Genomic DNA, 20,706 nt, shown 5'->3' with positions numbered 1-20,706 from the left:
CTAGTTGATGTTTAGCTCTCTAATAAGCTTCTTTGATAGTTGGCGATACTTGTATAATCTGATGCGAGTGTTCGGGACAGGTTCACAAAGATCGGCAGCAGCTGACGGTACTCTTTTGCTGCTTCTTCTTTTGGTGTGTGTGTATATGTGCTGCCGATCATGTCGGAGACGACCTCAAACGAATCGACCTTTCCGGTTGCGTACAGACCTAAGATACACGCGCCCAGGCAGGAGCTTTCATAACTCTCCGGCACGACGACTTCCGATTCAAAAATGTCGGCCATCATCTGGCGCCAGACATCCGAGCGGGCAAATCCGCCGGTCGCCTGAATACGGGTCACAGGCTCGTCCATACATTCGGTCAGCGCTAAAAAGACGGTGTATAAGTTGTAAATGACGCCTTCAAGCGCAGCGCGGATCATGTGCTCTTTTTTATGAGACATCGTAAGTCCGAAGAAAGAACCGCGGACGTCCGGATTCCAAAGCGGTGCGCGTTCGCCTGCCAGGTACGGGTGGAACAAAAGTCCATTCGATCCCGGCCGTACGCCTTCGGCTATTTTTGTCAGCACTTCATAAGGATCGATGCCTAATCGTTTTGCAGTTTCGATTTCTGCTGATGCGAATTCATCGCGGATCCAGCGTAAAATCATGCCGCCATTGTTGACCGGACCTCCGATGACCCAGTGATTTTCCGTTAAGGCATAGCAGAAAATCCGTCCTTTCTCATCGGTCTGCGGCTCATCAATAATCGTGCGGATCGCTCCGCTCGTTCCGATGGTCACGGCAATTTCACCTTTTCGAATCGCATTCACACCTAAGTTGGAAAGCACGCCGTCGCTTGCTCCAATGACAAAAGGTGTGCTGGAATCAAGGCCGATCTGCTTCGCATAGGAAGCGTCGAAATTCTTAAACGTCGCTGTCGTGGGAACGAGTGTAGAAAGCTGATCGCGTGTCACACCGGCAATCGCTAACGCTTCTTCATCCCAGTCCAGCTTTTTCAAATCCATCATCCCCATAGCGGAAGCAAGTGAATGGTCGACAACGTACTGATAGAAAAACTGATGAAAGACATATTCTTTAATGCCGATATATTTCTTTGCTTTCGATGCAATCTCAGGCCGCTCCTGAACCATCCATGTGATTTTACTCAATGGAGACATCGGGTGAATCGGCGTGCCTGTGCGTCTGTACACCTCATGGCCGTTCCATTCATCCTTGATCTTTTGCGCCCAGGCTTCACTGCGGTTATCCGCCCACGTGATGCATGGCGTAAGAGGCTGATCGTTTTCATCAACGGCGATTACGCTGTGCATCGCACTGCTGAACGAAACGAAGGAGACGGTCTTATCCGGATGCGGCTGTTTGACGAGCGTCATTGCCTCGAGAACTGACTGGAAAATTTCCTCCGGATCCTGTTCAGCGGTCGACATATCCGGGGTATGCAGGGGGTAACCGATATTCGACTTTTCGATAATTTTTCCTTGTTCGGTAAATAAAACGGCTTTTGTACTTGTCGTGCCGATATCGACACCCATCATATAGTTGGTCATCTTATTCGACTCCTTTGGAGAATGTCTGCTGGGAAGTCCATAGATCTTCGACGCTGCCCTGTACATCATCAAAGTTTTGATGGAGGGATTTCACCATAAGGTCGCGGTCTTTTTTATCAATGGCTTCTATATATAGTTCATGGTTTCTTATGATCCGGTCGAAATCGTCATACTTTTCTTTGAAGCGTATTCTCATCGATAGAAGGATAAGGCTTTCCAAAGTCGGTTTTAAGTTCTTCCAAATCATAAAGATGTGAGAGTGACCAATGGACCGGATAATGGTTTCGTGAAATAAGACGTCCTGAAACGAGAAATCATCCGGGTCTTTGTATTTAATTGCAATCTTCATCATTTCAAGCGTCTTGCTTAATTCCTTGACTAATTCCTGGTTATCTTTCTTCACCAGCCGCTCAAAGACGAAGGTTTCTATAAGTAAGCGCACATCGTAGATTTCCTGAATTTCTTTTTCCGTCAGCTCAAGGACAACCGCCCCCATCCGTTCAAGACGGATCAAATTCTCCGAAGCAAGAACTTTAAGTGCTTCGCGGATCGGCGATCGACTGACCGAAAATTCGGCAGCTAACTGGTTTTCCGACAGTTTTGAACCGCTTTCAATTTGGCCTGAAATAATACGCATTCGAAGTTCAGAGGCGACACGATCACCAGCTGAAGCTTTATTTAACCATTTTTCTGGATAGACATATTCGTTTGTTCCAGCCATGCGTTCACCTTCTTTGTAAGTGTTCAAGTATACTTGTATACAAGTATTATGACATAGATTTTCAGTTTTGAAAACGCTGTTATTTAAAAAGTTTGAGAGAATTTTTTGAGGATGTTCTTGAGGCTTTTCGTTTTTTTATCTTGAGGGTAAATACAATATTATAGAAAGAAAGCGGTATAATGGGCTCTTTTCTTCGCTCTTTCTCGAATAAGGTACTCGAAATCTACTTAAGAATGCTTACCTCCTGGAGAAGGAAAGCGTTCATACTTTTGGGGGTTCGTGATCCCCATAACACTCTGCAGACATTTTTGGGGCAGGCCTTCGAGATAAAAGTGATGAAATGGAAACAACACAAAGGTTTAACAGATCCTTTTTCTTCATTTATATACAGAACATCGCCTAGGCGCAGGTGTGTCATAGTAACCTTTGTTCGTGGTATATTAAAGAAGTAATTAAGTGACCGGAGGGGCTTTATGCGGATTTTTAAAATATTGAACAATAATGCGGTGGTTGTCTATGATGGCCCCCAGGAGAAGATTGTGATGGGGAAGGGCCTTGCTTTTCAGAAGAAAAGAAACGACATTGTGCCCAAACATAAGATTGAGAAGATTTTCTTGTTAAGAGATCAATCTTCAGAGAAGTTCCAGCAGCTGCTGGCTACCGTACCCGAGAAACATATTGAGGTCGCAGAACGGATTATCAGTTATGCAGAAGGCCATTTGGAAGCGCCGCTTAACGATCATATCCATATCGCTCTAACGGACCATTTATCTTTTGCTATTGAGAGGCTTGAACAGGGATACACCATCCAGAATAAGCTGACGAATGAAATTAAGTTTCTCTATAAAAAAGAGTTTGAAGTGGGACTTTGGGCAAAGGAAGAGATCGAGAAAGACCTGGGGATTGATATCCCGATGGACGAAGTCGCTCATATCGCTCTTCACGTACACACGGCGAAGATGGATACTCCTTCAATGAGAGAGACGCTTCAGACAGCTACCATCCTGCGTGATTTTGTGGAGCAGGTCGAAGAGATCACGGGGTTGTCTATTGAAGAGACGAGCATCAACTATCAGCGGTTGATTACTCACCTGCGGTTTGCTTTAAATCGTATGGAAGAGGGGAACCATTTTGATCCGATTGATGAAGATATGCTCGAGTTGATTCAGGTGAAATATAAGAAAGCCTATGAAACATCGAAAGCGGTAAGCGCCTATTTGAACGAGGAATACGGCATTGATTTTCCTCCTTCAGAAGTCGCATACATTGCGTTGCATATCCAGCGGTTAATGAATTAATTTTCTAAGCAAAAGGAATTGACGACAGCGTTTACATGTTATAGAATAAGAATCGTCCCACAAGCGAATAGTGTAGGATTGTGACTGGTAAAGCAGGCAAGACCTAAAATGTGTAAAGAGACATAGGTGACTCTTCAATTACCTGTGTGAGCTTTATGCGTTTTAGGTCTTTTTTATTGAATAAAATTAAATGGGAGGAATTACCATGAACCACAAGGAAGTAGCAGAACAGCTCGTTCAGCTGTTGGGTGGAAAAGAAAACGTCGTAAGTGCTACTCACTGTGCGACACGTCTCCGTCTTGTCATTGATGATGAGAGTCAAATTGATAAATCAGCGGTTGAAGAACTTGATGGCGTGAAAGGCGCTTTTTCAAGTTCCGGGCAGTATCAGATCATATTTGGTACAGGAACCGTAAATAAAGTATTTGCGCACTTTGGTCCGCTAGTCGGCGCTTCTGTCGAAGAAGAAGACGGAAATGAAAAGCAGGTTTCTCACAAAGATGCAGCAAAGAATAAAATGAATCCGTTCGCCAGGTTTGCGCGTACGCTTTCCAATATCTTTGTTCCGATCATCCCGGCCATTGTAGCTGCGGGTATGCTGATGGGTCTTCTCGGCTTAATGAATACGTACAACTGGGTGGATCCGGAGAGCGGGCTGTTCGTCATGCTCGACATGTTCTCCTCTGCCGCGTTCATCATTCTGCCAATCTTAATTGGTTTTAGTGCCGCGAAAGAATTCGGAGGAAACACGTATTTAGGTGCCGTTATCGGTGGTATTATGACGCACCCGAACCTTTTGAATCCATGGGGACTGGCCAATGCAGAGCCGTCCACCCTTGATTTCTTCGGCTTCCCGATTGAAATGCTCGGGTACCAGGGTACCGTTATCCCTGTTCTATTGACTGTTTATGTCATGGCCTGGTTGGAAAAAGGCTTCCGTAAGATTGTACCAAATGCCGTTGACTTATTATTAACACCGTTCTTGACGGTTATCTTCACTGGTTTCGTTGCGCTTCTCGTTGTTGGTCCGCTTGGACGTACGCTTGGTAACGGAATTACGACAGCGCTAGGCTTTATTTACGATACTGCAGGTCCGCTTGCCGGTCTTGTGTTTGGTGGATTGTACTCCTTAATTGTATTAACAGGTGTCCACCACAGTTTCCACGCCATTGAAGCGGAACTCCTGGCTAATGTCGGCGGGAACTACCTGCTTCCAATCTGGGCGATGGCAAACGTAGCTCAAGGTGGAGCGACGATTGCTGTATTCTTTAAAACGAAAAGTAAAAAGACAAAAGAAATTGCTCTTCCAGCCGGAATATCCGCATTCCTTGGAATTACGGAACCCGCGATCTTTGGTGTCAACTTGAAATACCGCCGTCCATTTATCGGTGCGGCGATCGGTGGTGCCCTTGGTGGTGCGTATGTTGTATTCACAAACGTGATGGCAAACGGAATTGGCCTGACCGGGCTTCCAATGTTCGCGATCGCACAGGATCCAATCAACTACGGCATCGGCTGTTTAGTTGCCATCGGAAGTGCGATTGTTGCTACACTACTTCTTGGATGGGACGAAGAAACAAAATAAGCCAAACAATCAAATCCTTACTAGCCTTGTCTGGTAAGGGTTTGTTTTGTATGATTCATGTAACGAATTTTGAGGAGGACGAACATAATGAAAAGTGGTGTCATTTCACTAGGAGAAGCACTGATTGATTTTATTCCTTTGGATGCAGAGAATACGACGTATCAAAAAAGCCCGGGAGGCGCCCCTGCGAACGTATCTGTAGGTGTATCAAGACTTGGCTTGAAATCAACATTTCTTGGGAAAGTCGGCGACGATGTCCTTGGACAATTTTTGAAAACAACGCTCGATGACTTTGGTGTCCAGACGCACAGCATGCCGCTTACACCAGATGTACGCACGGGCGTCGTATTCGTTACCAATGCTGAGGACGGTGAGCGCAGTTTCGATTTTTATATCAACCCAAGCGCAGATCAATTTCTTGAAACGACAGAAATCAATGAGTCAGACTTCGATCGTCACAAAGTGCTTCACATCGGTTCGATTTCAATGATTGGTGAAACGGTCAAAAAAGCGACCCATCATGCTGTAGAACTGGCGAAAGAGAAGGGCATGGTCGTTTCTTATGACCCGAATCTTCGTCCGGCACTCTGGCCTTCTGAAGAGCAGGCGCGTGAGACGATCATTTCCATGCTCGGCGAAGCGGATCTTTTAAAGCTGTCTGAAGAAGAGCTTGAATTCATTACCGGTGAAAAAGAAATAGAGCCGGGTCTTGAGAAGCTGAAAGACTATAACATTCCGCTGATTCTCATTACGATGGGGGGAGACGGAGGCTACGTCTGCACAAAAGAAGGCATCGAACACGTTCCGGCGATGCGTGTACAAGCCGTTGATACCACGGGTGCCGGCGATGCATTTGTATCTGGAATGCTTTATTCCGTGAACGAATATGAAGGAGACCTTCGTGAGCTTTCCTTAAAAGAAGCGGTCAACATGGCCAAATTCGCCGCTGTATCAGGTGCGCTTGCCGCTTCTACAAAAGGCGCGATGACCGCTCTTCCTACATTGGATGAAGTGAAAAAATACCTTCAGAAGTCAGGGGAGTAAAGCTATGTCTAAAGATCAACAACTGCGAAACGACGCATATGCTGCGGTGGATAAGCATCAATCATTAGTCGAACAGGATCCGTATCGTCTTCATTACCACATTATGCCGCCGGTCGGTCTTTTGAATGACCCGAACGGATTTATCCAGTGGAAAGGAACGTATCACCTCTTCTATCAGTGGATGCCGTTTAAAACCGGCCACGGGGCCAAGTTCTGGGGCCACTACAGCTCAGAAGACCTGGTGCACTGGACGCATGAAGAAATTGCGCTCACACCTTCTGAGTGGTTTGAGAAAAACGGCTGTTACTCAGGAAGTGCGATTGAACATGACGGAGACTTGTATGCCTTCTATACAGGAAATGTGAAAGATGAAGAAGGGAACCGGTCGTCTTATCAATGTCTCGCTGTCTCTCAAGACGGAATCCATTTTGACAAAAAGGGACCGGTCGTCCATCTTCCGGAAGGCTATACGCCTCATTTCCGTGACCCGAAAGTGTGGGAGCAGGACGGAGCGTATTATATGGTCATCGGAGCCCAAACAGAGGATTTAAAAGGAGCCGTCGCTCTCTTCACCTCTGATGATATGACGGATTGGAAGCACCTTGGCATTCTTGCCGGCGGAGGAAAGGGGAAACTTGCGGACTTTGGTTATATGTTTGAATGTCCGGATTTATTCCACTTAGACGGAAAAGATGTGCTCGTCTTTTCTCCTCAAGGACTCGAGGCAGAAGGAATGAAGTATCAAAACGTCTATCAGGCAGGCTATGTCATCGGAAAACTCGATGCTGAATCCGGTCACTATGAGCATGAAGACTTCTATGAACTCGATCGTGGATTTGATTTCTATGCTCCACAGACGACAGAAGATGAGCACGGAAGAAGAATTCTGTTTGGCTGGATGAGCGTTCCGGATCAAAACGAACAGGACCACCCGACGGTGAAGCACGAATGGCTGCACAACATGACGCTTCCGCGTGAGTTGAAGCTGAAAGACGGCTATGTGTATCAAACGCCGGTCAAAGAATTGGAAGAACTTCGTGAAGAAGCCCCTGTGGAGCATCCGGTCGACCTGAACCAAGAAACACGAAAGCTTGAAGGGGTTCAGGGCAAAGCTGTCGAGCTTGTGCTTGAGGATGTGGCAGTGGAGAAGGGCTGGTTCTCGGTCATGATTGGGGATGACGCCAGACTCGTCTATTCCAGTGACCAAAACGTCTTCACGCTTGAACGCCGGAGTTATGTCGATGGTGTGGTAGAAAATCGCCAGGTGGAGCTAGAGGACCTTAATGATCTGCGCATCTTTGTGGACACTTCTTCGGTTGAAGTTTTCATCAATGGTGGAAAGCACGTCTTCACCGCCCGTTTCTATCCGTCTCCTGAAGACGAGAGCATCACGTTCCAGGCTTCCGAAAAAGCTGGGTTCCGCTTGAAGAAATGGGATTTGAAGAAGGTTTTTTAATTAGTTTTTTCTAATTTCGATATTTTTGTTCGAGAATAAGGTCCTTCGGGGGCGAGTCGCTTTCCGCGGGCGTGTGCTGAGCCTCCTCAGACTTCGTCTTCCGGGGTCTCAGCTACCCCGCTCATCCCGCAGGAGTCTCCCCGCCCCCACTTCGGACCTTACCGAATAAGGCAATCGAAATCCCGTATCTAATTCTTTTAGATAACTGTGACATGTGTAAACGACGACCTGATGAAAGATTTACATGAACGTTAAGAAGAGTATTAAAATAAAGTGAAAGAGAGCCGCCGGGTACTTCTGGTGGCTTTTTTTTGGTTTCTTCCAACAGTCTATGCTTGAAAAACTAGCATTTATTAGGAAGTATCTAGTAAAATAAATGGACTTTCCTTCCATTTATAAGCAGAAATGGTAGTATGGTAGATGTGAATTTATATTCAGGAGGGAAACGATGAAAAAAATAACGAGTCTTCTATTTACCCTCATTCTTGTTTTTAGCTTCCTGCCCCAGCAGGCGTTTGCTGCGGTTGATGCTGAAAGTGGTGTGAGCCTTGCAGGTAATGACTATCCATGTGCCTCGGATGATGCAAAAGTCACCTGTAGTGAAATCAACAAAATGTTAACGGAAAGTGCTTTAGAACGCGGCATCCCGCCAGAAGTCGCAAAGGCTGTAGCGTTTGCTGAGTCCAACTGGCAGCAGTGGGTGGATGATGCTCAAACAGAACCGAATTTAAAAGATGATGGTCCCAAAGGTGTTGGTGTGGGTATCATGCAAGTGACGGATGGCGGATATGATGTAGAGAAATTGAAAAACGATATCCAGTACAATATCAGTGTCGGCCTTGATATCCTGAATGATAAATGGGACCTTGGGATCCGTGGTGTCATTCCCACGGTGAACGACAATTCTAAGGATACGATTGAGAACTGGTATTTCGCAATTATGGCGTATAACGGCGTATTGGAAGTCAATAGTCCAATCGTCAAAGACTCCGGGAATGTGAACGAAGATGCCTACCAGGAGGAAGTGTTCAGTTACATAGAGGAATTTAATGGAGGATTATCGTTGAAGGACCTCCCTTTAGAAAACGATGACTTTGTATATGATCCTTCTGATGAGGATGCTTCGATTACTTTTAATAAGATGCATTACGAAGTACCGGGTCCTTTAACAGCATCCAGACAGCTCTTTACCGCTGAAGACAAAGTGCTGACGATAGAAGAAACGAAGCTCAGAGCGACGAAAAATGGTCAGGGCGGCGAGAAGCTTGATCAACGTCAGGTCGCTGAAATCAAGGATGCAACGATTTTATATGATACATCTGACCAGTCACCTGGACGTCACTGGGTTCGTTATCAAGTGACTCTGGACGATGGAAGAGAAGGTTATGTTGCTTCAGGTGCCCTTCAGCCGGTTACAGAACGGTTAAAAGGTGCAACGCGTGTGGAAACCGCAGTCGATATATCACAAAAAGGTTGGCAGAACGGTGCCGATACGGTTGTCTTAGCGCAGGCGTTTAACTTCCCTGATGCATTGGCAGGGGCGCCTTTAGCTTATCAACAGGATGCACCTGTATTACTGACGCGCACAAAAGAATTGACGCCTGCAACGAAAGAAGAAATCAAACGACTTCAAGCTGATCGTGTCATTATTCTTGGAAGTGACGCAGCCGTAAGTCAAGCGGTTGAACGGGAACTGGAGACGATGAATCTTGATGAAGTTGAGCGGATCGGCGGAAAAGACCGTTATGAAACGGCTCAGATGATTGCAGACGAATTGGGGTCTGAAACTGGGGAAGCCATTATTGCTACAGGGGTCAACTACCCAGATGCATTGGCTGTTGCTCCGTATGCGGCTCGAAATGGCATTCCAATTCTACTTTCAAGAACATCTTCCATCCCTGCTTCCACTAAAGAGGCAGTAGAAGGAAAGTCGGATATCTATGTCATTGGTGGAAATGATGTTGTCAATGATTCTGTTGTCTCCGGCCTTTCAGCAAACGTTGAGAGAATTGCAGGAGAAAACCGGTTTAGTACCGCTTCTGAGATCATAGATACGTTTGATCTTGGCGGTCAGCAGGCATTAGTAGCGACAGGCCTTAACTATGCAGATGCCCTGACCGGCTCTGTCCTGGCAGCGAAGAAAAATGCTCCTCTTCTTTTAGTCAGGGAAGATAACATTCCTGCCGCTATGGAAAAAACCATTACAGAACGAGAGATTCATAACTTTATTCTTCTTGGTGGATCGGATGTAGTGAATGTGGCCGACCCATTGGCTGAGCTGGCTCAAACGATTGAACAATAAGAAGGCAGAGAACTGAGGGATTCCCCTCGGTTCTTTTTTTATGGTCGAATTTCAAAGAATGACAAAAAAAGAAGGGAGAAAATGTAAATTTCTTATAAAAAACTCGTCATAATCGCACGATTCTAGTAAATAAATGTTAGAATTGGTCTGGTAACCTAAAGACATAGGTTCGATTTATAGAACAATTGAGAGAAATGTCCTTACAAACTTAGGACGTTCACCGTATGGATAGATTGTATTTTAATTACATAAGGGAGTGTTGATCATTGAATGATTTAAGAGCACCTGAAAAAAGGTTTCGTCCCGAAATCGAAGGAGTAAGGGCTGTTGCCGCGCTGTTGGTGGCGGTTTACCACATCTGGCTTGGGTCGGTTTCAGGAGGGGTGGATGTCTTTTTCATCGTTTCCGGTTACCTTATTACCACATCGTTACTTTCAAGAATGGTGAGAGAGGGAAAAATAAATATTCAGGAGTATCTGCTGGGACTGGGGAGAAGACTATTTCCGGTAGCGTTTACCGTTATTTTATTTATTCTTGTAGGTTCCATCTGGATCATGCCGCAAGCGCAGTGGAAACAGATTATAGCGGAAGGTTTCTCATCAAGCCTCTACTTCCAAAACTGGCAGCTGGCTTTCAGTTCTGTTGATTACTTAGCCCAGAACAATCAGGCAAGTCCGTTTCAGCATTTCTGGGCATTATCGATCCAGGGCCAGTTTTATGTCACGTGGCCGCTTGTCATTTTCCTCGCGTATTACATAGCAAGAAAAGTATTGAAGACACCCGTCCGTAAGACGTTGTTAGGTGTCCTTGGACTGATGTTTACCGTTTCGTTGTCCTATTCCATTTATAAAACGGCGGTTAATCAGCCCTGGGCTTATTTTGATACCTTTGCAAGAGTCTGGGAATTCAGCCTCGGCGGGATGCTGGCGATTCTGATTCCTTACCTTTCATTTAAAAAGCCGGTTTCAATCGTGATGGGCTGGCTTGGCCTGGCCATTATCGTATGTACGGGAATGGTTTTACCGGTCTCCTCTGTGTTTCCTGGTTATGTGGCCCTTCTGCCGACAACCGGGGTCATGTTAGTGATCATTTCAGCAGAGAACACCGGCCGTTTTGGCGTCGATAAATTCCTCGGCTCCAAACCGCTGATGAAATTCGGAAGCATTTCTTATGGGTTTTATTTGTGGCACTGGCCGCTGCTCATCTTTTACTACACTTACTTTGATACCAATACGATCTCTACCCTGGCAGGGATTGCGATCATCTTGATTACATGTGTCCTCGCTTATGTATCGGTTCACTTTATCGAAACCCCTGTGCGGAGTCTCAGTGTGAAAACATCAAAGAAAAAAATTGTTACGGCTCTGACGGTGTTTATGATCCCTGTTCTTGTCGTCAACCTTTCCTGGGATCTCTTGAGTAACCAGAGTAAGGCGTATACGGTGGAAGATTATCCGGGGGCGCGTGCGATTTCAGACAATGTCGAACCGGCTCCTGATAAAGACCCGTTCCCATCCACCATTCAGGTTCAGGAACAGCTGCCGGCCTTTTATGATAACCATGATTGTTTCTCTTACACGAGCGAACCAGAAATGAAGGTGTGTTCGAGAGGGGAGACGGAAAATCCGGATTATACGGTCGCGCTTGTGGGCGGTTCTCATTCGGGGCACTGGTTCCCGGCCTTAAAGGAACTATCCGATGACTTGAACCTGCAGATTGATGTGTACAATAAAGACGCGTGCCGTTTCTCTGATGATGATTTTGACGGGCTCCTTAATGAATCGTGTATGGAATGGAATGAGGAAGTGCTGGCAGCCTTACTGGAGGATCCTCCAGACCTTATCTTTACAACCTCAACGGTCAATAGCCAGCCCGACGTCCCTGATGGGTATATCAAACAATGGGAGAAGCTTGAAGGGGTCACAGAAATCCTTGCTGTTCGTGACAATCCGCGAATGGAAGTCGATACACCGCTTTGTGTGGATGAAAGCGATCAACTCGAAGAATGTTCGGTACCTAGAGATGAAGCCTTATCAGAAGTTGTTCCTTGGGAGACGGCTGAGGGAGTCTCTGACAATGTAACATTTGCCGATTTATCGGATTACTTTTGCGGAGAAGATGTATGTAAGCCGGTCATCGGCAATGTCATCGTCTATCGTGATGAACACCATCTGAGTACGGTCTACTCCAGAACACTGGCACCAGCTGTAAAAGAGCATTTGGTTCCTGCGTTGGAAAAAGAAGCTTCAAGCTCATAATGTCTAGTAAAAGCGAATGGATGCGTCCATTCGCTTTTTTTATATGGTTTTTTAGGCGGGAGAAAGAAAAGCGGCAAATCTTCTTCCTAAATGGAAGGTGGAGTCATAGAATATAGCAGCATGATAAGAGGGGGAATGAAGATGTCGTATGCCATCTCTCGCGGAAACAATCTTATTTTTATCACTGAACCTGGCGGGCAGACGATTGAAGCGGGAGAGTCCGTGGAGCTGACCAAAACCTTTCCTGAAGGAATGGATGTGAGTCCATATTATACGATTCGTGTAGCGGGAGGAAACCGGGTCGTATCAGAAGGGGCTGTGACGTTTAAATTAATTATGAAAGTGAACCGCGTCAGCTTTTTGTTGCTGGATACGTTTACAGTGGAACCGGGAGAGCAGTTTACAAGAACGTACGATGTTCCAGGGGTCGGGCTGACGATTAAAGCAGAAGCTGAGCATGGATCGGGACTGGACGCGGTGGATGCTGCGGTGTTCGGATATAAATTCTAACAACAGGGAGGATGCCCTGTTTTTATTTTGGCATCAAAAAAAGGAACGGCCACCAGGAGACGGCCTGTTCCCATTAGACACGCTCAATTGTGTAGGTGGCGCGGTCGGTCTTAAGGGAGAAAGACGAGTGATCATAAAGGTATTGGGTTGAATCCTGCAGCGGAATTTCGTAAAAAGGCGTCGGCAGCGGTTCGACTTGCTGCATGTCTGTTTCTGTACTACCTTCTCCATGAAGAAACAAAGCGTGCAAAGGCATATACTCATCTAAGCGTGTTTCATCTGTCCCGTACGTAATGTGCTCTAAATGCATGGTAATGACGTCTTCATCTTGAAGTTCATGTTTAGTGATTTTTATTTCACTGCCGTTCCACTGCTGAAGAAGCTGGTCAAACGTTTCAATGGATAATGGTTGCTCATTCATGACGATCCCTCCTACACCTATCGTTTCCATCCATTTCTCAATCATGCGAAAAAAGAAGTGGCGGATTTTCTTTTTTATGAACGTCCTTTTACGCTCGGGCATTCTTTGGGACAGGCAGGTGGTGGGGTGAAAGAGCGGTTGCCGGCCTTTAAAGAAGGGTAAATAGTGATGTTCATCCTTTTATGAGAGGAGGGTCTTCGGATGAGTCCTGAAGAGGCAGCAGAGGCAAAAGAGCTTTTAACAGCCGTCATCGATTATCAAATCGCTTTAAGTGAAACGACCTTCGTCAAGGAATTGATTGACCGCGCTGCTCCTATCCTTTGGCTGGGGGAGAAAAAAACAGGAAACATCGTCACCATTGGTACAAACCCTACCTCTCACGCCTACCGGACAATAGACCATGATATAGAGCACCATGGAAAAGAACACCCTTTTGCGTGTGAAAGTTACGAGACGCTTTTGAAGCTTAAAGAAAGCAGCAGTGACCTGGAAGCGATCATCGACTATTATCAGTCCTACTTTAAGGGCGGGAATACGTATACAAGATGGTTTGGGAAAAAGGAAGGAGGCAGACTGGAAGGGTTTATGAACGGAATGGGAGCTTCTTTTTATTCTCATGACCTTCCTTCTTATTCTCCTATCGTTCACGTTGATCACTTTCCTCTGCCTACAAGAAGGTCCATGGGACAGATCGCGGACAAAGAGACATTGCTGTATTCGACTTTTATTAAAGAATGGATGCAGGGGATGCTATTATTTCTTGCTCCCTCTCTTATTGTTCTTTTAGGAAAGGAACATGTCCGTCAATTTGAGTATGCGCATAAGGTCCGGTTTAACGAGATCACACATGTGAAGGGCTATCCTTCTGCACGTTATAGAATCGGACAGTTACCGGATCACGCGATTCCGGTCATCGGACTTCATTTCAAACCTTCCGAACAATTTCTAGGCCTGGGCGGCAAAAAGGACCGTCACGGGACGAGTCATGGACATTATGGGAGAAGTGAGGTCATCAGGTGGTTCGGGGAACAAATAAGGAAAGAATGGGAGGAATCGTATTGAAGAATAAAATCGGTTTGCTGGTAGTATGCCTGTTTGTCATGGGGATTCTGACGTCCTGTGTCCAGGGGGATTATAAACTGACCGTGAACAAAGATGGCAGTGGGAAAAGTACCGTGAAGATCGGCGTGGACGAGGAGTCGGCGGATTCCTTTGGATCGCGTGGCGAGCGGTTAATTGAGGCAGCTAAAGACGGTCTTCAAGAGAATGGATATGTGGTCAAACCTTACACGGAAAACGGGTATGCCGGCTATATCGCAGAGAAATCATTTGAGGATATTCAGAAGATGGACGCCCTGCCGGCAGCAGGCGGACTCACTGAAGCGGGGATGAACGCTGTTTTAAGTGATATTCCTATCGATGTAACTACGGAGGAAGGCTTTTTCACCGATACATACAAAGTGGATGCAGAAGTTGACCTTGAGCAGTCCGGCCTGTTAGGCGGCATGCAGCAGCTCGTATCAGACAAGGTGGATGTTACGTTTACGCTGGACTTGCCGATTTCACCTAAAAACCATAATGCGGACAAGGTCGATGGAAATGTTCTGCAGTGGAACATTAAACCGGCTGGAAAAACGAAGATGATGGTAGAGGTGGCTGCGCCAAATATACGAAATATCGTATGGACGATAGCTGCTGTTCTGGGCGTGGCTGCTATCCTTTTTGTGATTCGCCGCCGGAAAAAACAGTCGTCTTGACGCTTTTCTCTACCAACCCTTCTTTTTAAAATAGGTACCGGTTTTTCATGAAGTACGCCCTGCATCTGCAAACTCTTTTTTTCTTGCCTGCATGGACTCGTATAAATCAACAATCGGAAGCGGATAGTCCTCACCGATGACTACGCCGTATTGTTCCTGTTCAATCATGCCCATATCGCGCGGCCTATGAATCCAGGGGGCGGGTAGGTCACGCAGTTCAGGCAGCCAATAACGTAGGTACTCTCCATCCGGGTCGTAATCCTGGGATTGTTTTTCTACGTTAAATGCACGAAACGGAACGGCATCATTCCCTACACCAGCAATATAGAGCCAGTTTCCATAGTTGCTGCTGACATCATAGTCGACAAGCTGGGATTCAAACCAGGCCGCACCAATCCGCCAGTCGAGACCTAAGTTTTTTGTGAAGAAGCTTGCGACGTTCTGCCTCGCTCGATTCGATAAAAAGCCAGTCTGCTTCAACTCTCTCATACCGGCATCAACAAGCGGATAGCCGGTTTCTCCATTCATCCATGCCTGCAGGTGCTTCTCATTCTCATGCCACGGAATGGGAGTGCCGCTGATGCCGGTCGAATAAAAGATTTGGTCGCCAAACCTGCGGTGGACGAGGTGGAAGTAATCCCTCCATAGCAGTTCAAAATACAGCATATAGGTGGACTTATTCTTCTCATAGGTTTCCTCGTATTTCTTAATCTGCTCATAGACGATACGAGGAGATAGACAGCCATTGGCTAGATAGGGAGAAAACTTGGAAGAGTCATCCTCATGGAGCATGCCATTTCTCGTTTCCTTATAAACCTTTAACCGGTCTTTTGTGAAAATGTATTCAATCAGCCGTTCTCTTGCATGCGTTGATCCACCCGGGTAACGGGGCGGAAGGTCAAGTTCTTCAAGGCCAAGCTCCTTGAGACTCGGAACAGGCCCTTCTTCTAACGCAGGCGGTACGGATGCCCCGTCGAGAGCAGGCGGGGGAGATAAGGCTGCAGGAGCAGAGAGCCTCCTTTTTTCAATCCTTTTGCGGAATTGTGAGAATGTATCAGGCACATCTTCCATCGCAAACGGAAGGTCCTCTGGAGGATACAGATTATGACCGTGATCAATATAAAAGGGGACATCCCCAAGCTGTTCGCGGACACGCTTTTCGACCGCCTGCTCTTCACTGCCGAATTCCTCATGCATATAAACGGCATCCACTTTCATTTCTCCGGCGATTTTGGAAAGCTCAGCAGGGGTGCTCCCGTGTCTGATGAGTAAGGGAACGTTTAAGCTTGAAAGGTTATCCCTTAAATCTTGAATGCTCTCGCGGATAAACTGAGCCCGGTGGCGGTCCGTTTTCTTAAATCCATATGAAAGATCCCGGTAATCATGAGGATCAAATACATAAATGCCGATGACAGGCCGGCCGCTTTGGAAGGCCCGGAGTAACGGCTTATGATCGTGTACGCGTAAATCGTTTCTAAACCAGACTAAAGCACAGCGTTCCATAAATCGTCCTCCTTTTATACCTTTAGTTTACCCGCTCCCTGTGCGGTTGATAAACTTTTAATCGGTTTCTATGGGGCTGAGGTTTCCATTATTCGACACGTTCCGTTATATTTGAATAAGATAAAACAACCGTGGACACCTTCCTCTCAGAGTCTTGATCATCATTCCGTCTACAGCAGAATACTACTTCTACCAAATCACATGGAGGCTGAACGAATGTCGGTATTAAGAAGAGCTGTAAGAAGTGAGTTTCTAGTTCTAGTTACTGTGTTGTCACTAGTAGGATTTGTTGGCTTGCTGCCTGAAGAAGCTCATGCAAAGAGTTTGAAGCAGGAGATCACACAAGAGGAGAATCTGGAATATCCTGATGAGATCATTGCAGGCGTTCTCCAGTCACTAAGAAAAGAAAAGCAGGGCCCCTTTTCGCTTTCTGAAGCATTAGTTGAGATAGAACAGATGGATAAAGTTCAGATCATGGACCACTACCTGAACCGAAACAGTAAAAACGTCAAACCGGATGAGATGCGGTTTGTCGTGGACCAGGTTTATGGGATTAACCTTGATGCTGTGTCTGAACTGGGGGTTGGAAAACAGACGTCTACTTACCCACAAGAGGTGTTTGAACGTGTACGGCAGTCGCTTGGAGAAGATGTAAGTGACACATTTATTATGGAGTTACCGAAAGTGAAAGTGATGGACTTATATGTAGATACTTTTAATGGAAAAATGAACGGTGCCGATATGCGTCAGATGATCAATGCTGTCTTCGGCATTAATCTGACGGGAATTGCAGGACTTGAGGGTACCGGCGTCTCTCTTTTCTCAAAAGGACAGTGGATTTCCCAGTACGAAAACGATTTGTTTATCGTGCACACGGGAGCTGATGATGTCGATGTCTGGATTTACCCGACGGAACATTTCAAAGAGCAGACCGACCTTGCAGACAACCCGGAAGAACTCGAGAACCGTCTGGCTGCCCTCGGATTTTCCTACAATGAGGAAATTGGGCATTTGTATTACAGCAATCCAACAGGGGAGTCAGTCCCGGATTCCTTTAAAGGAAAAACGATGGGTACAATCATCAAATTTATCTCTCAAAACTATGCGGATTTAAAGTAATCCACATACCCACTCTTATTAGGATATCTGGTTTCGAGATGTTTGCAGTGTGTTATGGGGCCTTGCAACTACCCGCTTTCCGCGGGGAAGATAAGGTTTTAATTGCCTTATAAGGCAAGGTTTAAAGGGGGACGGGGAGACTCCCGCGGAAAGCGACTCGTCCCCCGTAGGACCTTTACTTTCACACCACCAATATATAAAAAGCACAGGAAAGAGCTTAGAACCGCTCTTCCCTGTGCTTTTTGATTAAGGAACACATTATGTTGAACGAAATAAAAAAACTTAAAGGGAGCTTTGTTTTTTTAGTACATCAACAAAGTGGGAGAGGATTCTTGCGGTCATTCCCCAGATCACTTTGTCTCCATAAATATAAAAATATTCTTCAAGCTGACGGGTGCGCCAGTTATAATTCTCCCCGCCTGGAATCAGTTCATAGGGGAAATTCTCTTCAGGCTGCGCTTCAAAATGAACATAGTGAATACGCGGATCGTTTTCCATAAAGAAAGACAGCGGAACGGTAAAGACCTCTCTCACTTCATCTGGATTTTTATTTAAATCCTCTTCCTCCACATCCACATACCCCGCAAACGAATAGACGATCATCCCAAATGGAGAAATCAGATAGTCGAGCGGATGCACGTAGGAGAGATCATCTCTATGAATTCCAAGCTCTTCTTCCGTTTCTCTAATAGCGGCTTGTTTAGGAGTTGGATCATGCGGATCGATTTTTCCACCTGGAAAACAAATCTCTCCGGGCTGTCTGCGAAGCTGGTGAGATCGCACTTCAAAGAGTACATGGACTTCCCCATCCTTCTTGATTAAGGGAAGCAGTACAGAGAACTTACGAAATTGTTCATGACCGAGCACAGACGGCTCGTGGTTTTTTACTTGGTCGAAAATCGTTTTCGGATCCATAATTTCACCTCGTTCTTTTACTATACCAGAGTCTACCCTTTCTTATGAAAAAGAAGCCCCTCTAACCTGTCTCCTTTAGCTTTCACGAATATTTTTTACCGTTTCCTCTTTCGTTGTAAAAGTTCCCATAAACCCCTCCACCTTTATTTCTAAGTAATAGGAAGGGTCCTCTAGATTTCGGTACGCCCGTTCCACTTCCATGACAAACGTACCGGGGGAGTAGCTTCCATGAACGTTCTGCATCACAATAGGCACCCCGTCCTCTGTAGTATGTATTTGAAAGGTTTCACACTTATAATCAAGACAGCTGATGGAATACTTTTGTTCCATCCATCGCTTAAAATCGCCATCGTCCGGTTTTTGTTCAGCAATATAAAATAAAGAAAACAAAAGGATTCCGGTAAGACCGAGTAATAGCCACATTCTTTTTTTCATAGGCTCCCCCCGTTCATATACGTTCATAAATACCCTGGTCATGAATTTCAGCGTAATACATGGCAGCTATTTTGAACAGGATTCCATCACTCTGCTGAAGTCATGAATGCCATGCACGTCATAAGACCATTGCGCCAGCCTTTCTTTGATTTCCTCAAACAAAGTCTCGTCATCTTCAATGAGTAAAAGCTTAAACACTATCATGCCTCACACTTTCCGAAATTTACCTTTTTAAGTATAGCAAATTACGAATCTACCCGCAGTTTTATTCATTGATGCGTTACTGTGGCGAAACTTTTTTGATAATTCGATAAAATACCCTTTTCATCTCTGCCGGTTACACGTAAAATGAATACTAATATTCATCCGGTATGGACGGGCCAATGAACAGGCAGCGTCTGCGCTTACTGGTTTATGTAAAATAACCGGTAATAGAAAAAGGCACCGGCACCTAGGAAAAGGAGTTCTGATGATGACAGTAAGTAAAATAGAAGCGACACACAAAAAAGCGAAGCCACAAAGCAAAGAGATTCCTTTTGGGCGTACATTCACCGATCACATGTTTGTGATGGACTATGAATCAGACAAGGGGTGGCATGAGCCGAGGATCCTTCCATATGAACCGTTGACGTTAGACCCTGCTGCTATGATTTTTCATTATGGACAAACCGTTTTTGAAGGGTTGAAAGCCTACAGGACAGATGATGACCGCGTGCTCTTGTTCCGCCCGGAAAAAAACTTTGAGCGTTTAAATCTATCAAGCCAACGTCTCAGCATTCCGGCCATTGATGAGGAGGAAGTATTGGGATACTTAAAGGAACTGGTGGAGCTTGAGAAGGATTGGGTACCTTCTTTTGAAGGGACATCCCTGTATATTCGTCCGTTTATTATCGCAACCGAACCCAGCCTTGCTGTTGCACCTTCCAAATCTTATAAACTGATGATCATTCTATCGCCGGTTGGACCTTATTTCTCTGGAGGCATTAAACCGGTTACGATCAATGTAGAAGAACAATTTACCCGCGCGGTTAAAGGCGGCACCGGAATGGCTAAAACAGCCGGCAACTACTCTTCAGGGTATCAGGCGCAGGCGAAAGCCGTCGATGAAGGAAATGCGGATGTGCTATGGCTTGACGGTGTAGAAAAACGGTACATCGAAGAAGTCGGCAGCATGAACATCTTTTTCAAAATCGATGGCGAAGTTGTCACGCCGGCATTGAGCGGCAGTATCCTTCAGGGCATTACTCGGACATCAATCCTTGAGCTGTTGAGAAAATGGGACGTCCCAGTTACAGAACGCCGGATTTCGATTGAAGAACTGTACGAAGCGTATGAAGAAGGCAAATTGGAAGAAGCGTTCGGTACAGGAACAGCGGCCGTCATCTCTCCAGTTGGGGAATTGAACTGGCTTGGCAGGAAAATGGTGATCAACGACCACGAAATCGGAGCGTTATCACAGGAATTGTACGACACGATTACGGGCATTCAGCGCGGAAGAAAAGAAGACGTTCACGGCTGGACCGTCGAAGTTTAATCATGATTTAAACAACCTCAAGTCTAAAAGGCTTGAGGTTGTTTTTATGTAAGTCATTTTATAGGGAAGGATCTCTTATTTCCAACCTACATATGTGAACAAGAAGCAAAAAAAGTGAGAACGCGGATCAAAAGACGCCTGATTGGGTTATTCCCAGACAACTCTTCATTCAACTTGAATTTAGTTATTTGGCTTTTACATGTTTTATAGTTAACCAGCCCTTTGATGATGACGATAATAGAAAGGGATGAATGTTTTCTAACTTTTATTAATCTTTATAAAAACGCATGGAGAGGAA

At 45.7% G+C, this 20,706-nt stretch carries 18 protein-coding genes and 1 pseudogene; 12 read left to right on the top strand and 7 right to left on the bottom strand.

Annotated features, from left to right (window positions below):
• Positions 1 to 11: 11 nt before the first annotated feature.
• On the bottom strand, positions 12 to 1,550 hold the full coding sequence (gene gntK / locus LC036_RS10835; RefSeq protein WP_226582063.1) for a gluconokinase: 1,539 nt from the start codon (positions 1,548 to 1,550) through the stop codon (positions 12 to 14).
• A gap of 1 nt (position 1,551) precedes the next feature.
• On the bottom strand, positions 1,552 to 2,271 hold the full coding sequence (locus tag LC036_RS10830; protein ID WP_226582060.1) for a GntR family transcriptional regulator: 720 nt from the start codon (positions 2,269 to 2,271) through the stop codon (positions 1,552 to 1,554).
• A 473-nt stretch (positions 2,272 to 2,744) separates the two neighbouring features.
• Between LC036_RS10830 and LC036_RS10825 the strand changes: the two genes are divergently transcribed.
• The 7 genes from LC036_RS10825 to LC036_RS10795 all read left to right on the top strand — a co-directional run bounded on the left by LC036_RS10825 (position 2,745) and on the right by LC036_RS10795 (position 12,724).
• The gene (locus LC036_RS10825; protein ID WP_226582057.1) at positions 2,745 to 3,569 is read left to right on the top strand and encodes a PRD domain-containing protein; all 825 of its coding nucleotides are present in this window, start codon (positions 2,745 to 2,747) and stop codon (positions 3,567 to 3,569) included.
• 205 nt (positions 3,570 to 3,774) lie between these two features.
• A complete protein-coding gene (locus LC036_RS10820) occupies positions 3,775 to 5,154 on the top strand; it encodes a sucrose-specific PTS transporter subunit IIBC (protein WP_226582054.1) in 1,380 nt (459 codons plus the stop codon).
• An 87-nt stretch (positions 5,155 to 5,241) separates the two neighbouring features.
• Positions 5,242 to 6,198 carry an aminoimidazole riboside kinase gene (locus LC036_RS10815; protein WP_226582051.1) on the top strand — a complete coding sequence of 319 codons (957 nt, stop codon included), beginning with the start codon at positions 5,242 to 5,244 and terminating at the stop codon, positions 6,196 to 6,198.
• 4 nt (positions 6,199 to 6,202) lie between these two features.
• Entirely contained in the window at positions 6,203 to 7,654 is a 1,452-nt protein-coding gene (locus tag LC036_RS10810; protein ID WP_226582048.1) for a glycoside hydrolase family 32 protein, read from the top strand.
• Between the two features lie 448 nt (positions 7,655 to 8,102).
• Complete coding sequence (locus tag LC036_RS10805; RefSeq protein WP_226582047.1) at positions 8,103 to 9,956, top strand: cell wall-binding repeat-containing protein; 1,854 nt, start codon at positions 8,103 to 8,105, stop codon at positions 9,954 to 9,956.
• 266 nt (positions 9,957 to 10,222) lie between these two features.
• Complete coding sequence (locus LC036_RS10800; RefSeq protein ID WP_226582044.1) at positions 10,223 to 12,214, top strand: acyltransferase family protein; 1,992 nt, start codon at positions 10,223 to 10,225, stop codon at positions 12,212 to 12,214.
• 141 nt (positions 12,215 to 12,355) lie between these two features.
• Positions 12,356 to 12,724, top strand: a complete 369-nt coding sequence (locus LC036_RS10795; protein WP_226582041.1) for a hypothetical protein — start codon at positions 12,356 to 12,358, stop codon at positions 12,722 to 12,724.
• Positions 12,725 to 12,797: 73 nt separating this feature from the next.
• On the opposite strand, the gene LC036_RS10790 is transcribed toward LC036_RS10795, so the two are convergent.
• On the bottom strand, positions 12,798 to 13,145 hold the full coding sequence (locus LC036_RS10790; protein WP_226582038.1) for a hypothetical protein: 348 nt from the start codon (positions 13,143 to 13,145) through the stop codon (positions 12,798 to 12,800).
• On the opposite strand from LC036_RS10790, the gene LC036_RS10785 reads away from it, so the two are divergent.
• From LC036_RS10785 to LC036_RS10775, 3 genes are read left to right on the top strand one after another with little or no spacing between them, the layout of a single operon-like run.
• Entirely contained in the window at positions 13,134 to 13,307 is a 174-nt protein-coding gene (locus LC036_RS10785; RefSeq protein WP_226582035.1) for a hypothetical protein, read from the top strand. The two genes, LC036_RS10790 and LC036_RS10785, sit on opposite strands and share 12 nt — an antisense overlap.
• Positions 13,308 to 13,346: 39 nt before the next feature.
• Positions 13,347 to 14,207, top strand: a complete 861-nt coding sequence (locus LC036_RS10780; protein WP_226582032.1) for a hypothetical protein — start codon at positions 13,347 to 13,349, stop codon at positions 14,205 to 14,207.
• On the top strand, positions 14,204 to 14,902 hold the full coding sequence (locus LC036_RS10775) for an LppM family (lipo)protein (protein ID WP_226582029.1): 699 nt from the start codon (positions 14,204 to 14,206) through the stop codon (positions 14,900 to 14,902). Before LC036_RS10780 ends, LC036_RS10775 begins: the two co-directional genes overlap by 4 nt.
• Before the next feature lie 45 nt (positions 14,903 to 14,947).
• Here LC036_RS10775 and LC036_RS10770 read toward each other — a convergent pair whose 3' ends face one another.
• Positions 14,948 to 16,405: a DASH family cryptochrome gene (locus tag LC036_RS10770; protein ID WP_226582026.1), complete on the bottom strand. Its 1,458-nt coding sequence runs from the start codon at positions 16,403 to 16,405 to the stop codon at positions 14,948 to 14,950.
• 216 nt (positions 16,406 to 16,621) lie between these two features.
• On the opposite strand from LC036_RS10770, the gene LC036_RS10765 reads away from it, so the two are divergent.
• Positions 16,622 to 17,524 carry a hypothetical protein gene (locus LC036_RS10765; protein WP_226582022.1) on the top strand — a complete coding sequence of 301 codons (903 nt, stop codon included), beginning with the start codon at positions 16,622 to 16,624 and terminating at the stop codon, positions 17,522 to 17,524.
• A gap of 282 nt (positions 17,525 to 17,806) precedes the next feature.
• Here LC036_RS10765 and LC036_RS10760 read toward each other — a convergent pair whose 3' ends face one another.
• The 3 genes and pseudogenes from LC036_RS10760 to LC036_RS10750 form a co-directional block, all read right to left on the bottom strand.
• Positions 17,807 to 18,439: an NUDIX hydrolase gene (locus LC036_RS10760; protein WP_226582019.1), complete on the bottom strand. Its 633-nt coding sequence runs from the start codon at positions 18,437 to 18,439 to the stop codon at positions 17,807 to 17,809.
• A 75-nt stretch (positions 18,440 to 18,514) separates the two neighbouring features.
• Complete coding sequence (locus LC036_RS10755) at positions 18,515 to 18,874, bottom strand: hypothetical protein (protein WP_226582015.1); 360 nt, start codon at positions 18,872 to 18,874, stop codon at positions 18,515 to 18,517.
• Positions 18,875 to 18,955: 81 nt separating this feature from the next.
• Positions 18,956 to 19,072, bottom strand: a pseudogene (locus LC036_RS10750) (DNA-binding response regulator); the annotation flags it as partial.
• A gap of 274 nt (positions 19,073 to 19,346) precedes the next feature.
• On the opposite strand from LC036_RS10750, the gene LC036_RS10745 reads away from it, so the two are divergent.
• The gene (locus LC036_RS10745) at positions 19,347 to 20,408 is read left to right on the top strand and encodes a branched-chain amino acid aminotransferase (protein ID WP_226582012.1); all 1,062 of its coding nucleotides are present in this window, start codon (positions 19,347 to 19,349) and stop codon (positions 20,406 to 20,408) included.
• Positions 20,409 to 20,706 lie beyond the last annotated feature (298 nt).

It is taken from the genome of Halobacillus litoralis, assembly GCF_020524025.1.
Lineage (GTDB): Bacteria > Bacillota > Bacilli > Bacillales > Halobacillaceae > Halobacillus > Halobacillus litoralis_D.
The sequence above is the reverse complement of the archived record's forward strand: the minus strand, read 5'-3'. Positions and strand labels throughout refer to the sequence as shown.

What these genes read in the sequence shown, in the direction of transcription:
- gntK (WP_226582063.1), bottom strand. Translation starts at nt 1,550, where the DNA reads ATGACCAACTATATGATGGGTGTCGATATCGGCACGACAAGTACAAAA.
- LC036_RS10830 (WP_226582060.1), bottom strand. Translation starts at nt 2,271, where the DNA reads ATGGCTGGAACAAACGAATATGTCTATCCAGAAAAATGGTTAAATAAA.
- LC036_RS10825 (WP_226582057.1), top strand. Translation starts at nt 2,745, where the DNA reads ATGCGGATTTTTAAAATATTGAACAATAATGCGGTGGTTGTCTATGAT.
- LC036_RS10820 (WP_226582054.1), top strand. Translation starts at nt 3,775, where the DNA reads ATGAACCACAAGGAAGTAGCAGAACAGCTCGTTCAGCTGTTGGGTGGA.
- LC036_RS10815 (WP_226582051.1), top strand. Translation starts at nt 5,242, where the DNA reads ATGAAAAGTGGTGTCATTTCACTAGGAGAAGCACTGATTGATTTTATT.
- LC036_RS10810 (WP_226582048.1), top strand. Translation starts at nt 6,203, where the DNA reads ATGTCTAAAGATCAACAACTGCGAAACGACGCATATGCTGCGGTGGAT.
- LC036_RS10805 (WP_226582047.1), top strand. Translation starts at nt 8,103, where the DNA reads ATGAAAAAAATAACGAGTCTTCTATTTACCCTCATTCTTGTTTTTAGC.
- LC036_RS10795 (WP_226582041.1), top strand. Translation starts at nt 12,356, where the DNA reads ATGTCGTATGCCATCTCTCGCGGAAACAATCTTATTTTTATCACTGAA.
- LC036_RS10790 (WP_226582038.1), bottom strand. Translation starts at nt 13,145, where the DNA reads ATGAATGAGCAACCATTATCCATTGAAACGTTTGACCAGCTTCTTCAG.
- LC036_RS10780 (WP_226582032.1), top strand. Translation starts at nt 13,347, where the DNA reads ATGAGTCCTGAAGAGGCAGCAGAGGCAAAAGAGCTTTTAACAGCCGTC.
- LC036_RS10770 (WP_226582026.1), bottom strand. Translation starts at nt 16,405, where the DNA reads ATGGAACGCTGTGCTTTAGTCTGGTTTAGAAACGATTTACGCGTACAC.
- LC036_RS10765 (WP_226582022.1), top strand. Translation starts at nt 16,622, where the DNA reads ATGTCGGTATTAAGAAGAGCTGTAAGAAGTGAGTTTCTAGTTCTAGTT.
- LC036_RS10760 (WP_226582019.1), bottom strand. Translation starts at nt 18,439, where the DNA reads ATGGATCCGAAAACGATTTTCGACCAAGTAAAAAACCACGAGCCGTCT.
- LC036_RS10755 (WP_226582015.1), bottom strand. Translation starts at nt 18,874, where the DNA reads ATGAAAAAAAGAATGTGGCTATTACTCGGTCTTACCGGAATCCTTTTG.
- LC036_RS10745 (WP_226582012.1), top strand. Translation starts at nt 19,347, where the DNA reads ATGACAGTAAGTAAAATAGAAGCGACACACAAAAAAGCGAAGCCACAA.